Annotated in this window: 17 protein-coding genes and 1 tRNA gene; 12 read left to right on the top strand and 6 right to left on the bottom strand. The window is 66.0% G+C overall.

Features of this window, described 5'->3' with window-relative positions:
* Positions 1-124: 124 nt before the first annotated feature.
* Complete coding sequence (locus ILP92_RS05210) at positions 125-622, bottom strand: GNAT family N-acetyltransferase (RefSeq protein ID WP_198915318.1); 498 nt, start codon at positions 620-622, stop codon at positions 125-127.
* Positions 623-824: 202 nt separating this feature from the next.
* On the opposite strand from ILP92_RS05210, the gene ILP92_RS05205 reads away from it, so the two are divergent.
* On the top strand, positions 825-1,577 hold the full coding sequence (locus ILP92_RS05205; RefSeq protein WP_198915317.1) for an MHYT domain-containing protein: 753 nt from the start codon (positions 825-827) through the stop codon (positions 1,575-1,577).
* A 72-nt stretch (positions 1,578-1,649) separates the two neighbouring features.
* Positions 1,650-3,674, top strand: a complete 2,025-nt coding sequence (locus ILP92_RS05200; RefSeq protein ID WP_198915316.1) for an ATP-binding response regulator — start codon at positions 1,650-1,652, stop codon at positions 3,672-3,674.
* Between the two features lie 33 nt (positions 3,675-3,707).
* Here the strand turns inward: ILP92_RS05200 and ILP92_RS05195 are convergent.
* Positions 3,708-3,783: transfer RNA gene (locus tag ILP92_RS05195), tRNA-Val, on the bottom strand.
* 111 nt (positions 3,784-3,894) lie between these two features.
* Here ILP92_RS05195 and ILP92_RS05190 point away from each other — a divergent pair.
* The gene (locus tag ILP92_RS05190; protein ID WP_198915315.1) at positions 3,895-5,130 is read left to right on the top strand and encodes a bifunctional alpha/beta hydrolase/OsmC family protein; all 1,236 of its coding nucleotides are present in this window, start codon (positions 3,895-3,897) and stop codon (positions 5,128-5,130) included.
* Here the strand turns inward: ILP92_RS05190 and coaD are convergent.
* Together coaD and ILP92_RS05180 are read right to left on the bottom strand one after the other, a co-directional pair.
* Complete coding sequence (gene coaD, locus ILP92_RS05185; protein ID WP_198915314.1) at positions 5,127-5,618, bottom strand: pantetheine-phosphate adenylyltransferase; 492 nt, start codon at positions 5,616-5,618, stop codon at positions 5,127-5,129. The two genes, ILP92_RS05190 and coaD, sit on opposite strands and share 4 nt — an antisense overlap.
* Positions 5,619-5,682: 64 nt before the next feature.
* Positions 5,683-6,117 (bottom strand): CBS domain-containing protein, encoded by a 435-nt coding sequence (locus ILP92_RS05180; protein ID WP_198915313.1) that lies wholly within the window; start codon positions 6,115-6,117, stop codon positions 5,683-5,685.
* Between the two features lie 172 nt (positions 6,118-6,289).
* On the opposite strand from ILP92_RS05180, the gene ILP92_RS05175 reads away from it, so the two are divergent.
* Entirely contained in the window at positions 6,290-7,792 is a 1,503-nt protein-coding gene (locus ILP92_RS05175; protein WP_198915312.1) for a CoA-acylating methylmalonate-semialdehyde dehydrogenase, read from the top strand.
* Positions 7,793-7,885: 93 nt separating this feature from the next.
* On the opposite strand, the gene ILP92_RS05170 is transcribed toward ILP92_RS05175, so the two are convergent.
* Positions 7,886-8,539 carry an FkbM family methyltransferase gene (locus ILP92_RS05170; protein WP_198915311.1) on the bottom strand — a complete coding sequence of 218 codons (654 nt, stop codon included), beginning with the start codon at positions 8,537-8,539 and terminating at the stop codon, positions 7,886-7,888.
* Positions 8,540-8,645: 106 nt separating this feature from the next.
* On the opposite strand from ILP92_RS05170, the gene ILP92_RS05165 reads away from it, so the two are divergent.
* The 8 genes from ILP92_RS05165 (at position 8,646) to ILP92_RS05135 (ending at position 18,066) form a co-directional block, all read left to right on the top strand.
* Positions 8,646-9,785, top strand: a complete 1,140-nt coding sequence (locus tag ILP92_RS05165) for a glycosyltransferase (RefSeq protein ID WP_198915310.1) — start codon at positions 8,646-8,648, stop codon at positions 9,783-9,785.
* Positions 9,782-10,909, top strand: coding sequence for a carboxylate-amine ligase (locus ILP92_RS05160; protein ID WP_198915309.1), 1,128 nt, complete (start codon positions 9,782-9,784; stop codon positions 10,907-10,909). Before ILP92_RS05165 ends, ILP92_RS05160 begins: the two co-directional genes overlap by 4 nt.
* 8 nt (positions 10,910-10,917) lie before the next feature.
* A complete protein-coding gene (locus tag ILP92_RS05155; protein ID WP_198915308.1) occupies positions 10,918-12,057 on the top strand; it encodes an acyl-CoA dehydrogenase family protein in 1,140 nt (379 codons plus the stop codon).
* Positions 12,054-13,079, top strand: coding sequence for an enoyl-CoA hydratase/isomerase family protein (locus tag ILP92_RS18430; protein WP_235971121.1), 1,026 nt, complete (start codon positions 12,054-12,056; stop codon positions 13,077-13,079). Before ILP92_RS05155 ends, ILP92_RS18430 begins: the two co-directional genes overlap by 4 nt.
* A gap of 12 nt (positions 13,080-13,091) precedes the next feature.
* The gene (gene mmsB / locus ILP92_RS18425) at positions 13,092-13,961 is read left to right on the top strand and encodes a 3-hydroxyisobutyrate dehydrogenase (RefSeq protein ID WP_235971120.1); all 870 of its coding nucleotides are present in this window, start codon (positions 13,092-13,094) and stop codon (positions 13,959-13,961) included.
* Positions 13,962-14,058: 97 nt separating this feature from the next.
* Positions 14,059-15,273, top strand: a complete 1,215-nt coding sequence (locus ILP92_RS05145) for an MFS transporter (protein ID WP_198915307.1) — start codon at positions 14,059-14,061, stop codon at positions 15,271-15,273.
* 56 nt (positions 15,274-15,329) lie between these two features.
* Positions 15,330-17,057 (top strand): methionine--tRNA ligase, encoded by a 1,728-nt coding sequence (gene metG / locus ILP92_RS05140; protein ID WP_198915306.1) that lies wholly within the window; start codon positions 15,330-15,332, stop codon positions 17,055-17,057.
* 124 nt (positions 17,058-17,181) lie between these two features.
* The gene (locus ILP92_RS05135; RefSeq protein WP_198915305.1) at positions 17,182-18,066 is read left to right on the top strand and encodes a glycosyltransferase family protein; all 885 of its coding nucleotides are present in this window, start codon (positions 17,182-17,184) and stop codon (positions 18,064-18,066) included.
* A gap of 80 nt (positions 18,067-18,146) precedes the next feature.
* Here the strand turns inward: ILP92_RS05135 and ILP92_RS05130 are convergent, their stop codons facing one another.
* Positions 18,147-19,916 (bottom strand): sodium:solute symporter family protein, encoded by a 1,770-nt coding sequence (locus ILP92_RS05130; RefSeq protein WP_198915304.1) that lies wholly within the window; start codon positions 19,914-19,916, stop codon positions 18,147-18,149.
* Positions 19,917-19,919 lie beyond the last annotated feature (3 nt).

The raw sequence follows: 19,919 nt of genomic DNA, 5'->3' as shown, positions 1-19,919 counted from the left end.
GCGTGACAGGCCGGTACTCTAACCAACTGAGCTACAACCGCCCATTGCCCGTCCGGACCCCGTCCGAACGTGAGGGGCGTTCTAGGCACGCCTCCGCTGGGCGTCAAGCGCGATCGGCCGCGGGCTATGCGTTTTTCGCAGGTCCTTGCGTCAAACGGTTCCAGATCACCGGGCGGGTGACGGTCGGATGGGACAGAACGTCTTCGACAATGGGGGCGCCTTCCCAGCCGCCGTGGCGCCGGTAGAAGCTGCGCGCGCGCCGGTTTCCCGCGATCACCGTCAGCCAGACGCGCGCCCCGCCGCGCTCGGCCAGCCGCTGCATCGCCGCCACCAGCAGGACGCCGCCGATGCCCTGTCCGCGCAGGTCGGGCCGGGTGTGCAGATTGTCGATGTAGGGCCAGCCCTGCCGCGATTTGATCCGCACGAACCCCGACAGCGCTCCGTCCTGCCAGAGGCACAGGCAGCCGGACGGCAAGCGCGACCAGCGCTGCGCCATGTGGGCATCGAGGCGGCCCAAGGCGTCATCCGGCACGAACGGCGCGTAGGCATCGCGCCAGCTGGCCGCATGCAGGTCGCGGATCTGGTCCAGATCGTCGGGATTTGCATCGGCGATGACGCGCATGGCCCATCTCACCTTGGCTCAAGGCGAAGCGCAAGCCGTCCCCCTGCCCGCGGTCGCCAATCGTGGCAATTGAGCGGGAAACGTTAGAACAATCTTAGCCTAGCGGCGCTACACAGCGTCCGATCCGGGCCCGTGCGGGGATGTCGCTGTCGCCGCGCGCGCGACGTCCGCTCCCCGACGATCGGCAATGAGACGAGGCCACATGAGCTTTTTCGACAGTATTCAAACCTGCCTGACCGAGCAGCACGACCCGCTGTCGCTGGTCGCGTCCGTCTTCATCTGCGGGCTGGGATCGTTTTCGGGCTACGCGCTTCTGACCGAAACGGACCGCGCGTCGGGCAAGCGGCGCAGGCGGCTGTTCGTGCTGTGCGTCGCAACCCTAGCCAGCACCGTCTGGGTCACCCATTTCGGCGCGCTGCTGGGCTATTCGGACGGGATCGAGCTGCAGATCTCGGTGGGCTGGACGCTGCTGTCGCTGGGCCTTGCCGCATTGCTTTACGCGGCGGCGGCCTTCCAGCTTCTGCACGCCCATGCATCACCGCTTCGCGCCGCGCTGGCGGCGGTGACGCTGACGGGTGCCGTCGGCCTCATGCATTTCGCGGGCATCCAGGCCTATCGGACCAGCGCGACCATCCTGTGGCAAACCGGTTTCGTCGCACTGGCGGTGGCGCTTTGCCTGGGGCTGAGCCTGGTCGCCTGCCTGCTTTACGCGTGCTTCGACGGGCTGATCCGGACTCTCGGCAGTCCGATCGTTTTCGCCCTGTCCATCGCAGCGCTGCACTTCACGGCCATGTCGGGCATGACCCTAGTGCCTTTCGGCACGACGGCGCCCGAGATCACCGGTTCAGCATGGCTCCGCCCGTTGGTAGAGGTCGGGATCGTGGTCATCATCTGCGGCGGCAGCTTCGCGGTCGCGATCTGGGACCGACGCCGGATCCGGCTGCGCCATGTGTGACGCGCGCCTCCGCCCCCGGCCCGGATCCAACCCGCCATCGCGCCCGCGCGACCTTGCCTGGGGGGTCACGTGATGTGGCAATACCTGTTCAACGAGATCGCTGTGCTGGCGATCCTGATCGTCTGCATCTCGATATTCTGGGGCTTCCTGAACCCCGAGACGTCCCGCAGGGGCCAGGTCGGGTACGGCATCCTCATGGGCGCGGCGGCCCAGGTGTCGAAACTGGGGACCGTCGTCGTCGTCGGCGGCTACACGCTGGACCTGGTGGCCGCGCTGTTTGGCTGCGCCGCGTTCTACGGCGGCGCATTTGCACTTGCGGCTGCCGCGGCGATCATCCTGCTGTCGGAGTTCTTCTATTCCGGCTCGTCGCTGCTGGTCGCCCTGCCCCCGGTTCTGAGCATCGGCGCGCTGTCGCTGGCGCTGCGCAAATTGCTCAGCGACAAGCCCCCGACCTATGCCGACTGCGTCCTTCTGGCGGCGGCGACGACGGCCGGTTACCTGATCGCCTTTATCGTGGTGCCGATCCTGGACTTTCGCGATGTGGAACAGGCCGCGGCCCTGCCACCGGCCACCCTTTTCATTTTCTTGGGGACCCTGCTGGCGGGATCGTTGCTGCACCGCGAATGGTTGCGCCGTAAGCTGGAGCGGACGAACCTGATCTATCGGCGCATGGTCGAATCCCTGCCGGACCCGATCTACGCCAAGACGCTCGATGGCCGTTTCCTTGCCGCCAATGCCGCGACCGCCGCCATGATGGGCGTCCATGCGCGCGATCTGATCGGCCGAAGCGAGGCCGAGATCCGACCGTCTTGCGAAGCGGAAGCGTCGGCCGCGCAGGAAAGGTCGGTGCTGGGGGCGGACAAAATCGCCTATTTCCGCCGCGAGATCCACGTCGAGAACGCGCCGTCCCGCGCCATATCCTCCGCGAAGGTTCCCATGCGCGACGACCGCGACCGGCTGATCGGCCTGATCTGCCACGATCGCGACATCACCCGCGAAGAGGAAATGCTGCGCGCCAAGGGTGAATTCGTCTCGACCGTCAGCCACGAGCTGCGCACGCCGCTCACCTCGTTGCGCGGCTCGATCACGCTTCTGTCCAACCAGATCGGCAGCGAAATCCCGTCCGGCATCCTTCAGCTGATCGACATCGCGAAGCGCAACAGCGAGCGGCTCGGGCACCTGATCAATGACATTCTGGACGCCGAGAAGATCCAGACCGGCTCGATGCGGTTCGTGCTGGAACCGGTGAACGTCGCCGACATCGTCGACACCATCGTCGAGGACGCGTCCGACTACCTGCCCGAGCAGCGGGTCACGATCGTCAAGCGCATCCTGGCGCCCGACGCCGTGGCGCAGCTCGATCTGCACAGGGCCGAGCAGATCCTGAACAACCTGCTGTCCAACGCCATCAAGTTTTCGGCCGTGGGCGGCACCGTCACGGTCGAGCTGCGGCGCGAAAACGGCGAGGTCATCCTGGAGGTCGCCGATCAGGGCTTGGGGATCCCCGAAGACTACCAGCCGCGGATATTCGAGCAGTTCCTGCAGGTCGATTCGTCCGATACGCGCCGCAAGGACGGCACCGGGCTTGGCCTGCACATCACGAAAGTGCTGGTGGACGGGATGGAGGGCCGGATTTCGCTGGACAGCACGCTTGGACAGGGCACGACCTTCCGCGTCGCGTTCCCGGACCGCACCCCGGCATCGCGCGACGGGACGCCGCCCGGCCCGGAAAAGGCCCGGCCGCGCGTTCTCTATGCCGAGGACGATGGCAGCCTGGGGCAATTGATCGCCCACTCGCTTGGTCCGGAAATCGAATGCGTGCAGGTGCGATCGGCCGCGGCGCTGCGCCACGCGCTCGACACCGAAAAATTCGATCTGCTGCTGCTGGATTTCGAATTTCCCGACGGGGTCGCCGAAGATGTCATGGCGGCGCGGGAATTGCCGACGCTGCTCTTCACCGGAAAGGACGTCGACACGGCCTATGCCGAGCAACTGGATGGCCACTTCCTGAAATCGGTGAGTTGCGAGATCGAGCTGATCGACGAGATCCGCGCCCGGCTGGGCCTGAATGCGCCGCCAACGCGCCTGGCGGGCTGATCCCCGGCAATCCATGTGTGGCCACGGAAGCAATGGTGGGCGATGACGGGCTCGAACCGCCGACATCTTCGGTGTAAACGAAGCGCTCTACCAACTGAGCTAATCGCCCCCGGACCGCCCCTTACACCGCCCGGCCCCGGCACGACAAGTCGCTATTGCGGCTTGCCCCGACGTCGGCCCGCGGGCCACATTGGGCGGGCCCTGCCGGGAAGGACACGTCATGCCCACCGAACGCCTGACCTTTGAAAACGTCGCGGGCCAGACCTTGGCCGCGCGGCTCGATCGCCCCGACGGCCGATTGCGGGCGACCGCGCTCTTTGCCCATTGCTTCACCTGCTCGAAGGACATCCCCGCCGCGCGCCGCATCGCCGGGCGGCTGGCGGCCGAAGGGATCGCCGTGCTGCGCTTCGATTTCACCGGGCTCGGCCATTCGCAGGGCGAATTCGCGAACACCGATTTCACGTCGAACGTGGACGACCTGGTCGCGGCGGCACGGCATCTGGCGTCCATGGACATGCCGCCGCACATCATCATCGGCCATTCGCTTGGCGGCGCAGCCGTGCTGAAGGCGTCGCCCCAGATCGACAGCCTGCGCGCCGTCGTCACCATCGCCGCACCGTTCGACCCCGGACATGTCACCCACAATTTCGAGGGCGCCCTGGACGCCATCCGCGAACACGGCGAGGCCGAGGTCGATCTGGGCGGACGGCCGATCCGCATCGGCCGCGCTTTCGTCGAAGATGTCGCCGCGACCGAGTTGCAGCCGATCATCGCCAACCTGCGCCGCGCGCTTCTGGTGCTGCACGCACCGCGCGACCAGACCGTCAGCATCGAGAACGCCGCGCAGATTTTCATGGCGGCCAAGCACCCCAAGAGCTTCGTCACGCTCGACACCGCCGATCACCTGATCACCGATCCCGACGATGCGGAATACGCGGCCGACATCATCGCGGCCTGGGTGTCGCGCTACCTGGATCCGCCCCGCCCCGAGACCTCGGCTGCCGCACCCGAGGGCATCACGCGGGTGTCCGAGGCCGATACGGAGGGATTTCTGCAGGACATCTCGACGGGCGGCCACAGCCTGCGCGCCGATGAGCCGCGCGACCTGGGCGGCACCGATCGGGGGCCCACGCCCTACGGTCTGCTGAACGCGGCCCTTGGCGCCTGCACCTCGATCACGCTGCGCATGTACGCGCGGCGCAAGAAATGGCCGCTGAAGCATGTTCGCGTCGATGTCAGCCACGAAAAGCGCCATCTCGAGGACACCGCCGCGGCGTCGGACGGCAAGATCGACAGCTTCGCGCGCGAGATCACGCTGACCGGCGATCTGGACGATGACCAGCGCCAGCGCCTGCTCGAGATTGCCGACAAGTGCCCGGTCCACCGCACGCTGGAGCGCAACGCGACCGTCACGACGCGCCTGGCAGACAGAGTGCCGTCATCCGGGGAATTCTAGCCGAGCCGCGCCTTCAGGGCGCGATGCACCGATGCGGGAACGAAGTGCGAGACGTCACCCCCGAGCCGCGCGATTTCCTTGACCAGCTTGCTCGCGACCGCCTGGTGTTCGGCATCGGCCATCAGGAAGACCGTTTCGACCCGATCGTCGAGCACACGGTTCATGCCGACCATCTGGAACTCGTACTCGAAATCCGCCACCGCGCGCAGCCCGCGAATGATCGTCTTCGCCCCCACGTCGTGGGCGCAATCGATCAGCAGGTTCTCGAAGGGATGGGCGCGGATCTTCACGCCGGTCTGCTCGGTCAGCGGGCCGCATTCGCCTTCGATCATCGCCACCCGCTCTTCCAGTGAAAACAACGGCGCCTTGTCGCGGTTAATCGCCACCCCGATCACCAGCTCGTCCACCAGCGACGTGGCGCGGCGGATGATATCCATGTGGCCCAGCGTCACCGGATCGAAGGTTCCGGGATAAAGTCCGATGCGCATCAAGGGTCTCCGGCGGTCAGGTCGCGCTACGCAACATTATTGCGCCGCCGATTGCAAGAGCCCGTCAGTAGCCCCGGACCATGTCTTCCAGCGCGTCGCGTTCGAGCTTCAGTTCGGACAAGCGCGCCTTCACCACATCGCCGATCGAAATCAGGCCGATCATGTGGTCCCCGTCCATGACCGGAATGTGGCGGAACCGTCCTTCGGTCATCTTGGTCAGCACCGCTTCGGCATCGTCATCGGGTGCGCAGCCGACAAGGTCGCGCGTCATCATTTCGTCCACCGTCTCGTCCAGGCAACTCGTGCCGCGACGCCCCAGCTCGCGCACGATGTCGCGTTCGGACAGGATCCCGTCGGCCGCCTGGCCATCGGGCGACACGATCAGCGCACCGATCCGTTTTTCGGAAAGTATCTGTGCTGCGGCCGACACGGTCGATCCCGGTTTGACAGTCTCGACACCTCCGCTGCCTTTGGATTGCAAGATCTGTTTCACCTTCATCGCGCATCCTTTCCTTGAGCCGCCCTTCAGCGTCGGCGCGCAAGGCCTTTGCTGTCAAGAGATTAGCGGGCCGGGCGGCACGAAATTCCGGGCGCACCCAAAGTGGCGCTTTCCGTCACCCACGCGCTTCACTACCCTGCGCTCGAAATCGAGACCGCGAGGGAGAGACGCGATGACCACAGACCTCAGCCACTGGATCGACGGCGCCCATGTCAAAGGCGGCTCGGGCCGCTTCGCCGACATCTACAATCCCGCAACGGGCGAGGTTCAGGCCAGGGTTCCGCTTGCATCCGTCGACGAGGTGAACGCCGCCGTCGCCAGCGCCGCCGCCGCCCAGCCCGACTGGGCCGCCACCAACCCGCAGCGCCGCGCGCGGGTGATGATGGAGTTCGTGCGCCTGCTGAACCGCGACATGGACAAGCTGGCCGAGGCGCTGTCGAAGGAGCACGGCAAGACCTTCGTGGACGCCAAGGGCGACGTGCAGCGCGGGCTCGAGGTGGTCGAGTTCTGCATCGGCGCGCCGCACCTGCTGAAGGGCGAATACACCGACGGCGCGGGTCCGGGCATCGACATGTATTCCATGCGCCAACCCCTTGGGGTTGCGGCCGGAATCACGCCGTTCAACTTCCCCGCCATGATCCCCATGTGGAAATTCGCGCCCGCCATTTCCTGCGGCAACGCCTTCATCCTGAAGCCCTCCGAGCGCGACCCGTCGGTGCCGCTGATGCTGGCGGAATTGATGAAGGAAGCGGGCCTGCCCGACGGCATCCTGCAGGTGGTGAACGGCGACAAGGAAGCGGTGGACGCGATCCTGGATAACCAGACGGTGCAGGCCGTGGGCTTCGTCGGATCCACCCCCATCGCCGCCTATATCTACGAGCGCGGCTGCGCAAACGGCAAGCGGGTGCAGTGCTTCGGCGGCGCCAAGAACCACATGATCGTCATGCCCGACGCCGACATGGACCAGGCCGCCGACGCGCTGATCGGTGCCGGCTACGGGGCCGCGGGCGAGCGGTGCATGGCGATCAGCGTCGCGGTGCCGGTGGGCGACGAGACCGCGGACCGGCTGATCGAGAAGCTGGTGCCTCGGATCGAAAAGCTGAACGTGGGTCCCTGGTCCGACGAGGGCGCGGATTACGGCCCGGTCATCACCGCCGCCGCGCGCGAAAACATCCACCGGCTGGTGCAGACCGGCATCGACGCGGGCGCGAAGCTGGTCGTCGACGGGCGCGACATGGCGGCCCCCCAGGGCTACGAGGGCGGCTTCTGGGTCGGCCCGCATCTCTTCGATCACGTGACGCCCGACATGGACATCTACCGCAAGGAAATCTTCGGCCCCGTCCTGTCGACCGTCCGCGCCAAGTCCTACGAAGAGGCGCTGGGCCTGGCCATGGACCACGAATACGGCAACGGCACCGCGATCTTCACCCGCGACGGCGACGCCGCGCGCGATTTCGCCAGCCGCATCAATATCGGCATGGTGGGCATCAACGTGCCGATCCCGGTGCCGCTGGCCTATCACACCTTCGGCGGCTGGAAGAAGTCGGGCTTCGGCGATCTGAACCAGCACGGCACCGACGCCTTCCGCTTCTACACGCGCACAAAGACGGTCACCGCGCGCTGGCCGTCGGGCATCAAGGAAGGTGGCGAGTTCAACTTCAAGGCCATGGAGTGAGCATCATCCCGGAACGGCCGACACACTTTCTGTGGATTGGCAATGAGAGGCGTGGGCAGAGCCCGCCACGCCACGAGCCCGTGCGGCCTTTCCTTAATGCCAGTCGAAAGAAAATTTCTCGCCGTAACCCAACTCCGCGATGCGAGCTTCTATGCGCGCGCGATCTTCGGCTAAGCCGGGAATACGGTCCTCGTGTGGTTCAGCCCAGACCTTGCCGATCAGGTCCATGGCGGGGCTCTCCAGGAGATCCGCGATTACACGGTATTCGGCGCCCTCAATGTCCATCTTTATCATTGTTACTGGCTGGTCGAGTGACAGAATGAAATCGCTCAGCCGGACGATCTTTACGTCCGTTCCTTGTCGATCCTTCACATTGCTCTTGTTCTCTATCAACGTCGCTCCTTGCGAGAACGGCTGTTCTTCGCTCACATCAAAATAGAGTTTCGCAGTCCCCGCCGTGGCGTCAACGCCAGCATTGATCGGAGTGATCCGGCTGTAATTACGAGTATTGTGGCAAAGTTGCTGGAACGTCGCCGGGTTAGGTTCGAAGGCATGAACGTGTCCTGCTCGGCGCGCGAATTCCTGAGACATCAGCCCGATATGCGCACCCAGATCTATCACTATGTCGCGCCGCGTCAGACTGTTTGTTACATGCCGCGCGAACAACTCTTTCTCGCGCAGAAGAAACCGCGGCAATGGATAGCCTCGATCCCGCAGAAAAAGCCGTGCTCGTTTTCTCAGCCCCATCCGGTTTCTCCCATACCGCAGCGTCTTGAGCCGACCCGCCTTCCCGTCTAGCTGTCTTCTTATCGGCAGACCGATCCAGGCGAAAGGCTACGAACGATGCAGATCCATGGATGATACCACGGCGGCGATCGTCGTCGGCACCTACCACATGCCGGGGCAGACCTTCGTGAACCGGCACATCCAGCACCTGTTCGGCGGCCGGACCTGCGTCGTGGCCAATACCGTCACCGGCAATCCCTATGACAAGCCGGTCTTCGACCGCGGCACTTTCACCGGCACACCCGGATGGAAGGCGGCGGCGCCCTTCCGCCGGACCCTGCTGCGCCTGCGGGAGGGCACCGGCAACATCCCCTACGGAGCCGAGAAGGCGTCGATCAAGCGGTTCCTGCGCGACAACGGCGTGTCGGTCATCCTGTCGGAATTCGGCACCAAGGCGATCCTGATGACCGATATCGCGCAGGAGTTGTCGCTGCCGATCTTCACCTATTTCCGGGGGTCCGATGCCAGCTACGAACTGGGCAAGTCGCGTCGTCGTCAAAGCTATGCGCGCATGATGCCCCGCCTCAGCGGGGTTGTCGCGGTCAGCCGATTCCTGCTCGACAACCTTGCAGCACACGGCCTGACGCATCCCAACAGCCATGTCATCCCCTCGGGCGTCGACACGCGCCGGTTCACGCCAGGCCGGAAGACGCCGCGCAGCTATCTTGCGGTGGGCCGCATGGTGCCGAAGAAGTCGAGCCTGCTGACATTGCGCGCCTTCGCCGAGGCGACCCGCGATGCCCCCGATGCTAGCCTACGGTTCATCGGCGACGGGCCGGACCGGGCCCGCGCGCAGGCGCTGGCCCATGAACTGGGCGTCGCCGACCGGGTGCGGTTCGACGGCGCGCAGCCCCACGATGTGGTGCGCGACGCGCTTGCCACGTCGCAGGTGTTCCTGCAGCATTCGGTCACCGCTGCAGACGGCAATACCGAGGGGCAGCCGACCGCCATCCAGGAGGCGCTCGCGGCCGGATGCCTGGTGATCGCCACGCGACACGCGGGCATCCCCGAGATTGTCGAGCACGGCGTGAACGGCTGGCTGTGCGACGAGCACGATGTCGACACCTATACCGGGCTTATCCGCGACGCGCTGGATGCGGATTGCGCCAGCATGGCCCGCGCCGCGCGGCACACGGCCGAGACGCGGCTGGACAACGCCATGCTGCTGACGCGGCTGGAGCAGGTCTTGAAAGGATCTCCCCCATGACCGATGCCCCCTTCACCATCGGGATCGAGGAGGAATACCTTCTTGTCGACGCCGACACCCTGCTGCTGGCCGACGCCCCCGACGAGATGCTCGACGCCGCGTCCGAGGCGCTGGGCGACCAGGTGGCGCCCGAATTCCTGCGCTGCCAGATCGAGATCGGCACCAAGGTCTGTGCGTCGATCGACGAGGCGCGCGCCGATCTGACCCATCTGCGCAAGACCGTCTCGGACATCGCTGCCGATTTCGGCCTGAAGCCCATCGCCGCCGCCTGCCATCCCACCGCCGACTGGGCGCACCAGCACCACCGCGACCGCGAGCGCTACAACATCCTGAAACGCGACCTGGCCGCCGTGGGTCGCCGGATGCTGATCTGCGGGATGCATGTCCACGTGGGCATCCCGGACGAAAATGACCGCATCGACCTGATGAACCAGGCGGTCTATTTCCTGCCGCACCTGCTGGCGCTGTCGGCGTCGTCGCCCTTCTGGCAGGGCCGCGACACAGGGCTGAATTCCTACCGGATCGGGGTCTTCGACAACCTGCCCCGCACCGGCATGCCCCCCCGTCTTGAAGGTTGGAGCGCCTATCGCCGCTCGGTCGACACGCTGATCGACACCGGCCTGATCGAGGACGGATCGAAGATCTGGTGGGACCTGCGCCCGTCAGCAAATTTCCCCACGCTGGAAACCCGGATCTGCGACGTGATGCCCCGGCTGGACCACACGCTGTCGGTGGCTGCCACGATCCAGTGCATCTTCCGGATGCTGTGGCGGCTGAAGGAAAAGAACCAGCGCTGGCGGATCTACGACAACTTCCTGCTGAACGAGAACCGCTGGCGCGCGCAGCGCTATGGCTGCGACGAAGGGATGATCGATTTCGGCCGCAAGACGCTGGTGCCCATGGGGCAGTTGGTGGACGAGCTGATCACGATCCTGGAAGAAGACGCCCTGGCGCTGGGCTGCGCGGACGAGGTGGCGGGGCTGCGCGACATCCTTGCGTCGGGCAATTCGGCCACGCGCCAGCGCGCGACCTACCAGTCCGCCATCGACGCGGGCGCCGTCGAAGCCGACGCGCTGATCGAAGTGGTGCGCATGTTGACCGAAGAATACCTGCCAAAGACCTAGGACAGACCATGGATTTCGCGCTGGGCGACGAACAGACCGCCATCTTCGACATGGCCCGCGCCTTCGGGCAGGATCACATCGCGCCCCATGCGCGCGCGTGGGAACGGGACGGCACCATCCCGCGCGATCTGTGGCCGAAGGCCGCCGAGCTGGGCTTCGGCGGGCTTTACGTCAGCGAAGATTCGGGCGGCGTGGGGCTGACGCGGCTGGACGCCACGCTGGTCTTCGAAGCGCTGTCCATGGCCTGCCCGTCGGTCGCATCGTTCCTGTCGATCCACAACATGTGCGCGTCGATGATCGACCGCTACGGATCGGACGCGCTGAAATCGCGGATGCTACCGGGTGCCATGACGATGGACAGCGTGCTCAGCTATTGCTTGACCGAACCGGCCTCGGGCTCGGACGCGGCGGCGCTGAAGACGCGGGCCGCGCGGACCAATGACGGCTACACGCTGAACGGCACCAAGGCCTTCATCTCGGGCGGGGGCTATTCGGATGTTTACGTCGTCATGTGCCGCACCGGCGAGGACGGGCCCAAGGGCATCTCGGCGGTGGTGGTCGAGGACGGCACCCCCGGCCTGTCCTTCGGCGGGCTCGAGGACAAGATGGGCTGGCGGTCGCAACCCACGCGGCAGGTGCAATTCGACGATTGCAATATTCCGGCCGAAAATCTGCTGGGTGACGAAGGCCAGGGTTTCACATACGCGATGTCGGGGCTGGATGGCGGACGGCTGAACATCTCGGCCTGCTCGCTGGGGGCGGCGCAGGCGGCGCTGGACCAGACGCTGACCTACATGCGCGAGCGCGGCGCGTTCGGCCGCAAGCTGTCCGACTTCCAGGCGCTGCAGTTCCGGCTGGCGGACATGGAGATCGAGCTTCAGGCCGCCCGCACCTTCCTGCGGCAGGCCGCGTGGATGCTGGACCGGAGCCACCCCGACGCCACCAAGCATTGCGCCATGGCCAAGAAATTCGTGACCGAAGCCGGCTCGAAGATCGTCGATCAATGCCTGCAACTGCATGGCGGCTACGGCTACCTGGCCGACTACGGGATCGAGAAGCTCGTGCGCGACCTGCGCGTGCACCAGATCCTGGAAGGAACCAACGAAATCATGCGCCTGATCACGGCGCGCCATATGCTGAAGCCATGACCGACACCGATATCCGCATCAAGGGCCGCGCGGGCCGCATCACCCTGAACCGCCCCGCGGCGCTGAACGCGCTGACCCATGCGCAATGCCTTGAGATCGAGGCGGCCATCGACGGCTGGGCCCGCGACGACGCGGTGGCGCTGGTGGTGATCGACGCGGTGGGCGAAAAGGCGTTCTGCGCGGGCGGCGACATCACGTCGATCTACGAGGACGCGAAGGCGGGCAACCTGGACGCGCCGCGCGGCTTCTGGCGTGACGAATACCGCCTGAACGCGAAGCTCGCGACCTATCCCAAGCCGATCGTGACGATGATGCAGGGCTTCACCATGGGCGGCGGCGTGGGGCTTGGCTGTCACGCCAGCCACCGCGTCGTGTGCGAGAATTCCCGCATCGCCATGCCCGAATGCGGCATCGGGCTGGTGCCGGATGTGGGCGGATCGCTTCTGCTGGCGCGCGCGCCGGGCCACGCGGGCGAATACCTCGGCACGACCGCCTACCGGATGGGGCCCGCCGACGCGCTGTGGGCGCGCTTCGCCGACACGTTCGTGCCGCGCACGGACTGGGCGGGGGCCATTGCGACGTTGGAAGACAGCGGATCCCCCACGATCCTGTCGGAGCTGTCGGCCCGGCCCGGAGACAGCGCGCTGGCCAGGCTGTCGGGCGACATCGACACGCATTTCGCGGGCGCCAGCCTTCACGAGATCCTGGCCAGTCTGAACGCCGCGGACACGCCCTTCGCGCTGAAGACCATCGACGCGCTGGGGAAGGTGTCGCCGCTTTCGGCCTGCGTCACCATCGACCTGGTGCGCGACGTGCGCGGCGCGGGCACGATCGAGCACGCGCTGGCCATGGAGTACCGCGCCACCCACCGGGCGATCCCCATGGGCGATCTGGTCGAGGGCATCCGCGCGGCGGTGATCGACAAGGACCGTGCCCCGAAGTGGAAGCACGCGGGCATTGCCGACGTGACGCAAGCCGAAATCGACGCCATGCTCGCGCCGCTGGGCGCGCCTTTTGACTGAAGGAGACAGGACATGAAAATCGGCTTCATCGGGTTGGGCAACATGGGGCGGCCCATGGCCGAGAACCTGGCGGATGCGGGCCACGAGGTCCAAGCCTTCGACGTGGCGGGCGTGGGCTCGGACAAGCTCGAAGAAGCGGGATCGGCGGCGGACGCGGCACGCGGCGCCGAGGTCGTGGTCACCATGCTGCCCAGCGGCGCCATCCTGCGGGACGTGGCCGCCGAGATCATCCCGGCCATGGACGAAGGCGCGGTACTGCTGGATTGCTCGACCGTCGACGTGGAAAGCGCCCGCGCGGTGGCCGAGGACGCGAAAGCGGCGGGCCTGCTGGCGCTGGACGCGCCGGTCTCGGGCGGCACCGGGGGCGCGCGCGCGGGCACGCTGACCTTCATGGTGGGCGGGGATGCCGACGGCTTCGCCAAGGCCAAGCCGCTGTTCGACGTGATGGGCCAGAAGGCGGTGCATTGCGGCGGATCGGGCAACGGGCAGGCCGCCAAGATCTGCAACAACATGATCCTCGGGATCACCATGATCGGCACCTGCGAGGCCTTCGCACTGGCCGACAAGCTGGGACTGGACCGCCAGGCGATGTTCGACGTGGTCAGCACGTCGTCGGGCTATTCGTGGAGCATGAACGTCTATTGCCCGGCCCCCGGCATCGGCCCCGACAGCCCGGCGGACCATGATTATCAGCCGGGATTCGCGGCCGAGTTGATGCTGAAGGATCTGCGGCTGGCGCAGCAGGCGGCCGAGGCGGCGGATGCGGACACGCCGCTGGGGCTGGCGGCGCGCGATCTTTACGCCGATTTCGTCGAGCGCGAGGACGGGGCGAGCAAGGATTTCTCGGCGATGCTGCCGCGGTTCGAGACCCGGGGGCGGTAGGGGGACGCGGTCCCCCTCTTGGCCTGCGGCCAATTCACCCCCCGAGGTATTTCGGGAAAGATGAAGGCAGGGAACGATCCATGGGGCGGGCGACGCGATGCGGCTGATGATCTCGTTCGCCGCGCTGTTCGCGTCGGTGATCCTGCTGCAGCTGGGCTCGGGCGGAATCGCGCCGCTGGACGCCATATCGGGATTGGGCGCGGGCTTCACTGCGGCCGAAGTCGGCCTTCTGGGATCGGCGCATTTCGCGGGCTTCATGCTGGGCTGCTGGTGGTGCCCGCGGTTGATGGGCAGCATCGGCCATTCGCGCAGCTTCGCGGCCTTCACCGCGCTGGGCGTCATCGGCATCCTGGCCCATGTACTGGTCGAAAATGCCTATGCCTGGGCCGTCTTCCGCGTGATGTCGGGCCTGTGCATCGCGGGCAGCTACACGGTGGTCGAGGCCTGGTTGCAGGCCAAGGTCACGAACGAGACGCGCGGACGGACCACGGGCATCTATCGGATCGTCGACATCGTAGGCTCGCTGGGGGCGCAGCTTCTGATCGGCGTGCTGACGCCCGGCGCCTATGTGAGCTATGCCCTGCTGGCCATCTTCTGTTGCGCGGCCTTGCTGCCCCTGACCCTGACCCGCCTGCCCCAGCCGCCCGTCGCGGGCGCGCCGCGGTTGCGGCCGCGACTGGCGTGGGACCGGTCGCCGCTGGGGGCCGTGGGGGTGGTCGTCGCAGGGCTGACGGCGGCCGCCTTTCGCATGGTCGGGCCGATCTACGGCGTGGAGGTGGGGCTGAGCGCGGACCTGATCGCGCTGTTCCTGGCCGCCTTCGTGCTGGGCGGCGCGCTGAGCGAGTACCCCGCGGGCTGGCTGGCGGACCGCTTCGACCGGCGCCACGTGCTGATCGGGATTTCCGCTGCCGGGATCGCGGCGAGCGCGGCGACGGTGGCGCTGGCCCAGGGCGGCGTGGCGGCGGTGATGCTGGGCGCGGGGCTGTTCGGGCTGGCGACGTTTCCGATCTATTCGATCTCGCTCGCCCACGCCCATGACTACGCCACCGACGACGAGCGCGTCGAGCTGAGTGCGGCGCTGATGTTCCTTTATGCCTGCGGGGCGGTCGTGTCGCCCTACCTGGTGTCGGTCCTCATCGGCGCGTTCGGGCCCGCGGCCATGTTCGTGTTCGTGTCGCTCGTCCACATCGGCCTGATCGTCTGGGGCGTGGCGCGGATGCGCGACCGTCCCGCCGCGACGCGCACGGCTTTCGTGGCGACCCCGCGCACGTCCTTCACCATCGGTCGCCTGATCCGGCGGCGCAGGCGCTAGCCCTTGACGCGGTGCTGGGGTATGAGGCGCGACATCCGCCAGCCACCGGAGCCATCATGGACCGCATCCTGATCACCTCGGCCATACCGTATATCAACGGGATCAAGCACTTGGGCAACCTCGTGGGCAGCCAGCTGCCCGCCGACCTCTACGCGCGCTACTGCCGCGCGCGGGGCCGCGAGGTCATGTTCCTGTGCGCCACCGACGAGCATGGCACACCCGCCGAGCTGGCGGCGGCCAAGGCGGGCAAGCCGGTGGCCGAATACTGCGCCGAGATGTGGCAGGTTCAGAAGGATCTGAGCGACGGGTTCGGGCTGAGCTTCGACCAGTTCGGACGCTCGTCATCCGAGCAGAACCGCGACCTGACGCAGTATTTCGCGGGTCGGCTGTACGAGGCGGGCCTGATCGAGGAGCGGTCCGAGACGCAGGTCTTTTCCAAGGCCGACGGGCGGTTCCTGCCCGACCGCTATATCGAGGGCACCTGTCCCAATTGCGGCTACGAGCGGGCGCGCGGCGACCAGTGCGAGAACTGCACCAAGCAGCTGGATCCCACCGACCTGATCGATCCCCGCTCGGCGATCTCGGGGTCCACCGACCTGGAAGAGCGCGAGACCAAGCATCTGTACCTGAAGCAAAGCCAGATGCGCGATCAGTTGCGCGACTGGATCAATTCCAAGACCGACTGGCCGGTGCTGACCACGTCCATTGCCAAGAAATGGCTGGACGACGGCGACGGGCTGCAGGATCGCGGCATCACGCGGGACCTGGACTGGGGTGTGCCCGTGAAGCGCGGGACCGAGGACTGGCCGGGGATGGAGGGCAAGGTCTTCTACGTCTGGTTCGACGCGCCCATCGAGTACATCGCCGCCGCGCATGAATGGGCCGATGCGCGCGGATTGTCGCAAAAGGACTGGTATCGCTGGTGGCGCACCGATGCGGGCGCCGAAGATGTGCGATACGTTCAATTCATGGGCAAGGACAACGTGCCGTTCCACACCCTGTCCTTCCCGGTCACGATCATGGGCGCGAACAGTGTCGGCCGCGAGCAGTGGAAGCTGGTCGATTACATCAAGTCGTTCAACTACCTCAATTACGATGGCGGCCAGTTCTCGACCAGCCAGGGGCGCGGCGTGTTCATGGACCAGGCGCTGTCGATCCTGCCCGCCGATTACTGGCGCTGGTGGCTGCTTCGCAACGCGCCCGAGACCAGCGATGCCGAGTTCACCTGGGACAGCTTCCAAGGCGCGGCGAACAAGGACCTGGCCGACACTCTGGGCAATTTCGTGAGCCGGGTGACGAAGTTCTGCCGGTCGAAATTCGGGGAAGAGGTTCCGCAGGGCGGGGTCCCTGGCCCGGCCGAAGAGGCGCTGATCGCCGATCTGCAGGTCCGGCTGGAAAACTACCAGGCGCATATGGAGGCGATCGAGGTCCGCAAGGCGGCGGCAGAGCTGCGCGCGATCTGGGTCGCGGGCAACGAGTACCTGCAATCCACCGCGCCCTGGGCCGCCTTCAAGGAAGATCCGGACCGGGCGGCGGCGATCATCCGGCTGTCGCTGAACCTGATCCGGCTTTACGCGATTCTGTCGGCGCCGTTCATCCCGAACGCGGCGCGGGCGATGCTGACGGCGCTCGACACCGATGATGCGTGGCCCGGAGACGTGGCCGCCGCGCTGACGCATCTGCCCGCGGGCCACGCCTTCAGCGTGCCGGAGAATCTGTTCAGCAAGATCACCGACGACCAGCGGGCGGAATGGGCCGAGATGTTCTCAGGCGTCCGGACCTGACTGCCGATCCGCTGCGTGACTTTCGCGCAGCGCTCGCGCGGTAATCCTGCCTGCTGGCTGGACTGCAGCTCTTTCGGTCGCTTTGCTTGGGGCTGTTGAAGTGCACTCGGCGTGAGGTCCGGCCATGAAAGACTTCCTTGGCGTTGTTACCATGGCCTACCAGGACTACGATCTTGTGCGCAGATGGTACGACTATTGGTCCGTACAGATCGGACCCGAGAATCTGTATCTGCTGAGCCATGGGAATGATCCGCGCCACCGCGAGATTGCCGCGAAGGCAAATGTGATCAACCTCCCGCGCGATGGGAAAATGTACAAGTTCGAACGGCGACGGTTCCGAGCCATGAGCAGCGTCGCCTCGGGACTTCTGGAATTCTTTCACTGGATGATCGTCAGCGACGTGGATGAGATCGTGATCGCGGACCCCGACCACGCGGTCAGCGTGCCTGACTATGTGGCGAAGACCTATGGGGACGGAACCAAGGGCCCGAAAAACATCTCGCCGCTCTGCCTCGAACTCGTGCATCTGCCCGAAATCGAGCCTCTGCCTTTGGGTCCCGATGACAAGATCCTTTCGCGAAGGCGGACGTTCCGGCCGAATGCAAATTACAGCAAGCCCGTTCTGGTCGCCTCCCCGGCCACTTTTGCTCCCGGCGGGCATCGCAATTCGTTGGGCCCACGGACCTTGCCCGACGGTCTGTTTACTTTGCATCTCAAGTATTGCGACGCCGACACCATCGAAAGATATGCCGCCAGCCGTCGCGCACTGGTCGAAGACGTGGTGGCGCGCGACGGGCACTTTGATACCGATCACGGCTGGTACAAGACGCTCGACAAATATCGGGACATCCTTGAGCAGAACACGCTCGAAGGTGTTGATGTCGATCTACCTGCGTTCCGCGCGAAGATGCTGGAACAGCGAGAGAAGTTTACTAATCAGTATATCTGGGGTCCGGCGAGATCCGACAGGCTTTACCGCATCCCCGAGCGGTTCAGCGACGTCTTCTAGGGCGGTATCACAATCAGAGATAAGAGAAACGGGGCGCCCGCAATGTGGCGCCCCGCTTCGGATTTCTCCGTCATCAGGCGTCAGGCCGCGCGGGGCACGCGCACGTTTTCCACCATGTCGCGGATTTCCTGCGGCGTGTCCTCGGTCTGGGCCGAGACCACGAAGGCCACGATGAAGTTGATCGCCGCGCCCACGCAGCCGATGGCCGTGGACTGGATCCCGAACAGCGCGCCTTCGATCGTGTCGGCGAACTGGTTGGTGTCCGGCACGAAGAACCAGCCCTTGTGCAGGAAGATGTAGACCACGGTGAAGACCAGGCCCGACACCATGCCCGCGACGGCCCCCTTGTTGTTCACGCGGTGGGTGAAGACCCCCATGATGAGCACCGGGAAGATCGTCGCCGCCGCGATCCCGAAGGCCAGCGCCACCGTTTGCGCCGCGAAGCCCGGCGGGTTCAGGCCCAGCCACGTCGCCACCGCGATCGCCGCAGCCATGGATCCGCGCGCCCACATGAGCTCGGCCTTGTCCGAGATGTTGGGATTGATCGACCGCTTGATCAGGTCGTGACTGACCGCTGACGAGATTGCCATGAGCAGGCCCGCCGCCGTCGACAGCGCCGCCGCCATGCCGCCCGCCGCCACCAGCGCGATCACCCAGGATGGCAGGCGCGCGATCTCGGCATTGGCCAGCACCAGGATGTCGCGGTTGAAGTTGGTCAGCTCGTTCTCGTCCGATCCGCTGGCCACGGCCACCGGCGGCAGCGTGTCGCCGTCGCTGTCGAAATACTGCAGCCGTCCGTCGCCGTTCTTGTCTTCCCAGCCCAGCAGGCCGGTGGTGCCCCAGTTCTCGAACCAGGGCGGCAGCGCGTCGAGCTCGATGGCCTGGGCGTTTTCGCCCGTGCCGCCGGGCCAGATCGTCGACATGATGTTCATCCGCGCCATGGCGCCCACGGCCGGAGCCGTCAGGTACACGATGGCGATGAAGACCAGCGCCCAGCCCGCCGACAGCCGCGCGTCGCTGACTTTCGGCACTGTGAAGAAGCGGATGATCACGTGCGGCAGGCCCGCGGTGCCGATCATCAGCGTCAGGGTGAACAGCGTCATGTTGATGATCGCCGAGGGGTCGCTGTCCTGCTCGGTGTAGGACGCGAAGCCGAGATCGGCGAGCGTCTTGTTGAGCGTGGTCAGCAGCGGCTCGCCGGTCGCCTCGAACTCGCTGAACAGGCCCAGGCCCGGGATCGGGTTGCCGGTCAGCTGCAGCGAGATGAAGATCGCGGGCACCGTGTAGGCGAAGACCAGCACGACGTATTGCGCGACTTGGGTGTAGGTCACGCCCTTCATGCCGCCCAGCACTGCGTAGAAGAACACGACCCCTGCCCCGATGAAGAGCCCGGTGTCGTTTTCCACCTGCAGGAAGCGCGAGAACGCGACGCCCACGCCGGTCATCTGGCCGATTACGTAGGTCAGCGAGGCCACGATCAGGCACAGAACCGCCACCAAACGGGCCGTCCGCGAATAGTAACGGTCGCCGATGAACTCGGGCACCGTGAAGCTGCCGAACTTGCGCAGGTAGGGCGCAAGGCAGAGCGCCAGCAGCACGTAGCCGCCGGTCCAGCCCATCAGGTAGGCCGAGGCCGAGTAGCCGTTGAACGCGATGAGACCGGCCATGGAGATGAAGGACGCCGCCGACATCCAGTCGGCCGCCGTGGCCATGCCGTTGGTGACGGGATGAATGCCGCGTCCCGCGGCGTAGAATTCATCCGTCGATCCGGCCCGCGCCCAGACGGCGATGCCGATATAAAGCGCGAAGGAGCCACCGATGGCGATGAGGTTCAGGTAATACTGGTCCATGCT

Origin of the sequence: Palleronia pontilimi (assembly GCF_016412875.1) — a bacterium.
Taxonomy (GTDB): domain Bacteria; phylum Pseudomonadota; class Alphaproteobacteria; order Rhodobacterales; family Rhodobacteraceae; genus Palleronia; species Palleronia pontilimi.
This window is presented reverse-complemented; position numbering and strand designations above follow the sequence as displayed.

Excerpts from the sequence above, each read along its gene's own strand:
- ILP92_RS05155 (WP_198915308.1), top strand. The coding sequence starts at position 10,918 with ATGGATTTCGCGCTGGGCGACGAACAGACCGCCATCTTCGACATGGCC.
- ILP92_RS05135 (WP_198915305.1), top strand. The coding sequence starts at position 17,182 with ATGAAAGACTTCCTTGGCGTTGTTACCATGGCCTACCAGGACTACGAT.
- ILP92_RS05170 (WP_198915311.1), bottom strand. The coding sequence starts at position 8,539 with ATGGGGCTGAGAAAACGAGCACGGCTTTTTCTGCGGGATCGAGGCTAT.
- ILP92_RS05210 (WP_198915318.1), bottom strand. The coding sequence starts at position 622 with ATGCGCGTCATCGCCGATGCAAATCCCGACGATCTGGACCAGATCCGC.
- ILP92_RS05180 (WP_198915313.1), bottom strand. The coding sequence starts at position 6,117 with ATGAAGGTGAAACAGATCTTGCAATCCAAAGGCAGCGGAGGTGTCGAG.
- ILP92_RS05200 (WP_198915316.1), top strand. The coding sequence starts at position 1,650 with ATGTGGCAATACCTGTTCAACGAGATCGCTGTGCTGGCGATCCTGATC.
- ILP92_RS05160 (WP_198915309.1), top strand. The coding sequence starts at position 9,782 with ATGACCGATGCCCCCTTCACCATCGGGATCGAGGAGGAATACCTTCTT.
- mmsB (WP_235971120.1), top strand. The coding sequence starts at position 13,092 with ATGAAAATCGGCTTCATCGGGTTGGGCAACATGGGGCGGCCCATGGCC.
- ILP92_RS18430 (WP_235971121.1), top strand. The coding sequence starts at position 12,054 with ATGACCGACACCGATATCCGCATCAAGGGCCGCGCGGGCCGCATCACC.
- ILP92_RS05130 (WP_198915304.1), bottom strand. The coding sequence starts at position 19,916 with ATGGACCAGTATTACCTGAACCTCATCGCCATCGGTGGCTCCTTCGCG.
- ILP92_RS05175 (WP_198915312.1), top strand. The coding sequence starts at position 6,290 with ATGACCACAGACCTCAGCCACTGGATCGACGGCGCCCATGTCAAAGGC.
- coaD (WP_198915314.1), bottom strand. The coding sequence starts at position 5,618 with ATGCGCATCGGACTTTATCCCGGAACCTTCGATCCGGTGACGCTGGGC.
- ILP92_RS05165 (WP_198915310.1), top strand. The coding sequence starts at position 8,646 with ATGGATGATACCACGGCGGCGATCGTCGTCGGCACCTACCACATGCCG.
- ILP92_RS05145 (WP_198915307.1), top strand. The coding sequence starts at position 14,059 with ATGCGGCTGATGATCTCGTTCGCCGCGCTGTTCGCGTCGGTGATCCTG.
- ILP92_RS05205 (WP_198915317.1), top strand. The coding sequence starts at position 825 with ATGAGCTTTTTCGACAGTATTCAAACCTGCCTGACCGAGCAGCACGAC.
- metG (WP_198915306.1), top strand. The coding sequence starts at position 15,330 with ATGGACCGCATCCTGATCACCTCGGCCATACCGTATATCAACGGGATC.
- ILP92_RS05190 (WP_198915315.1), top strand. The coding sequence starts at position 3,895 with ATGCCCACCGAACGCCTGACCTTTGAAAACGTCGCGGGCCAGACCTTG.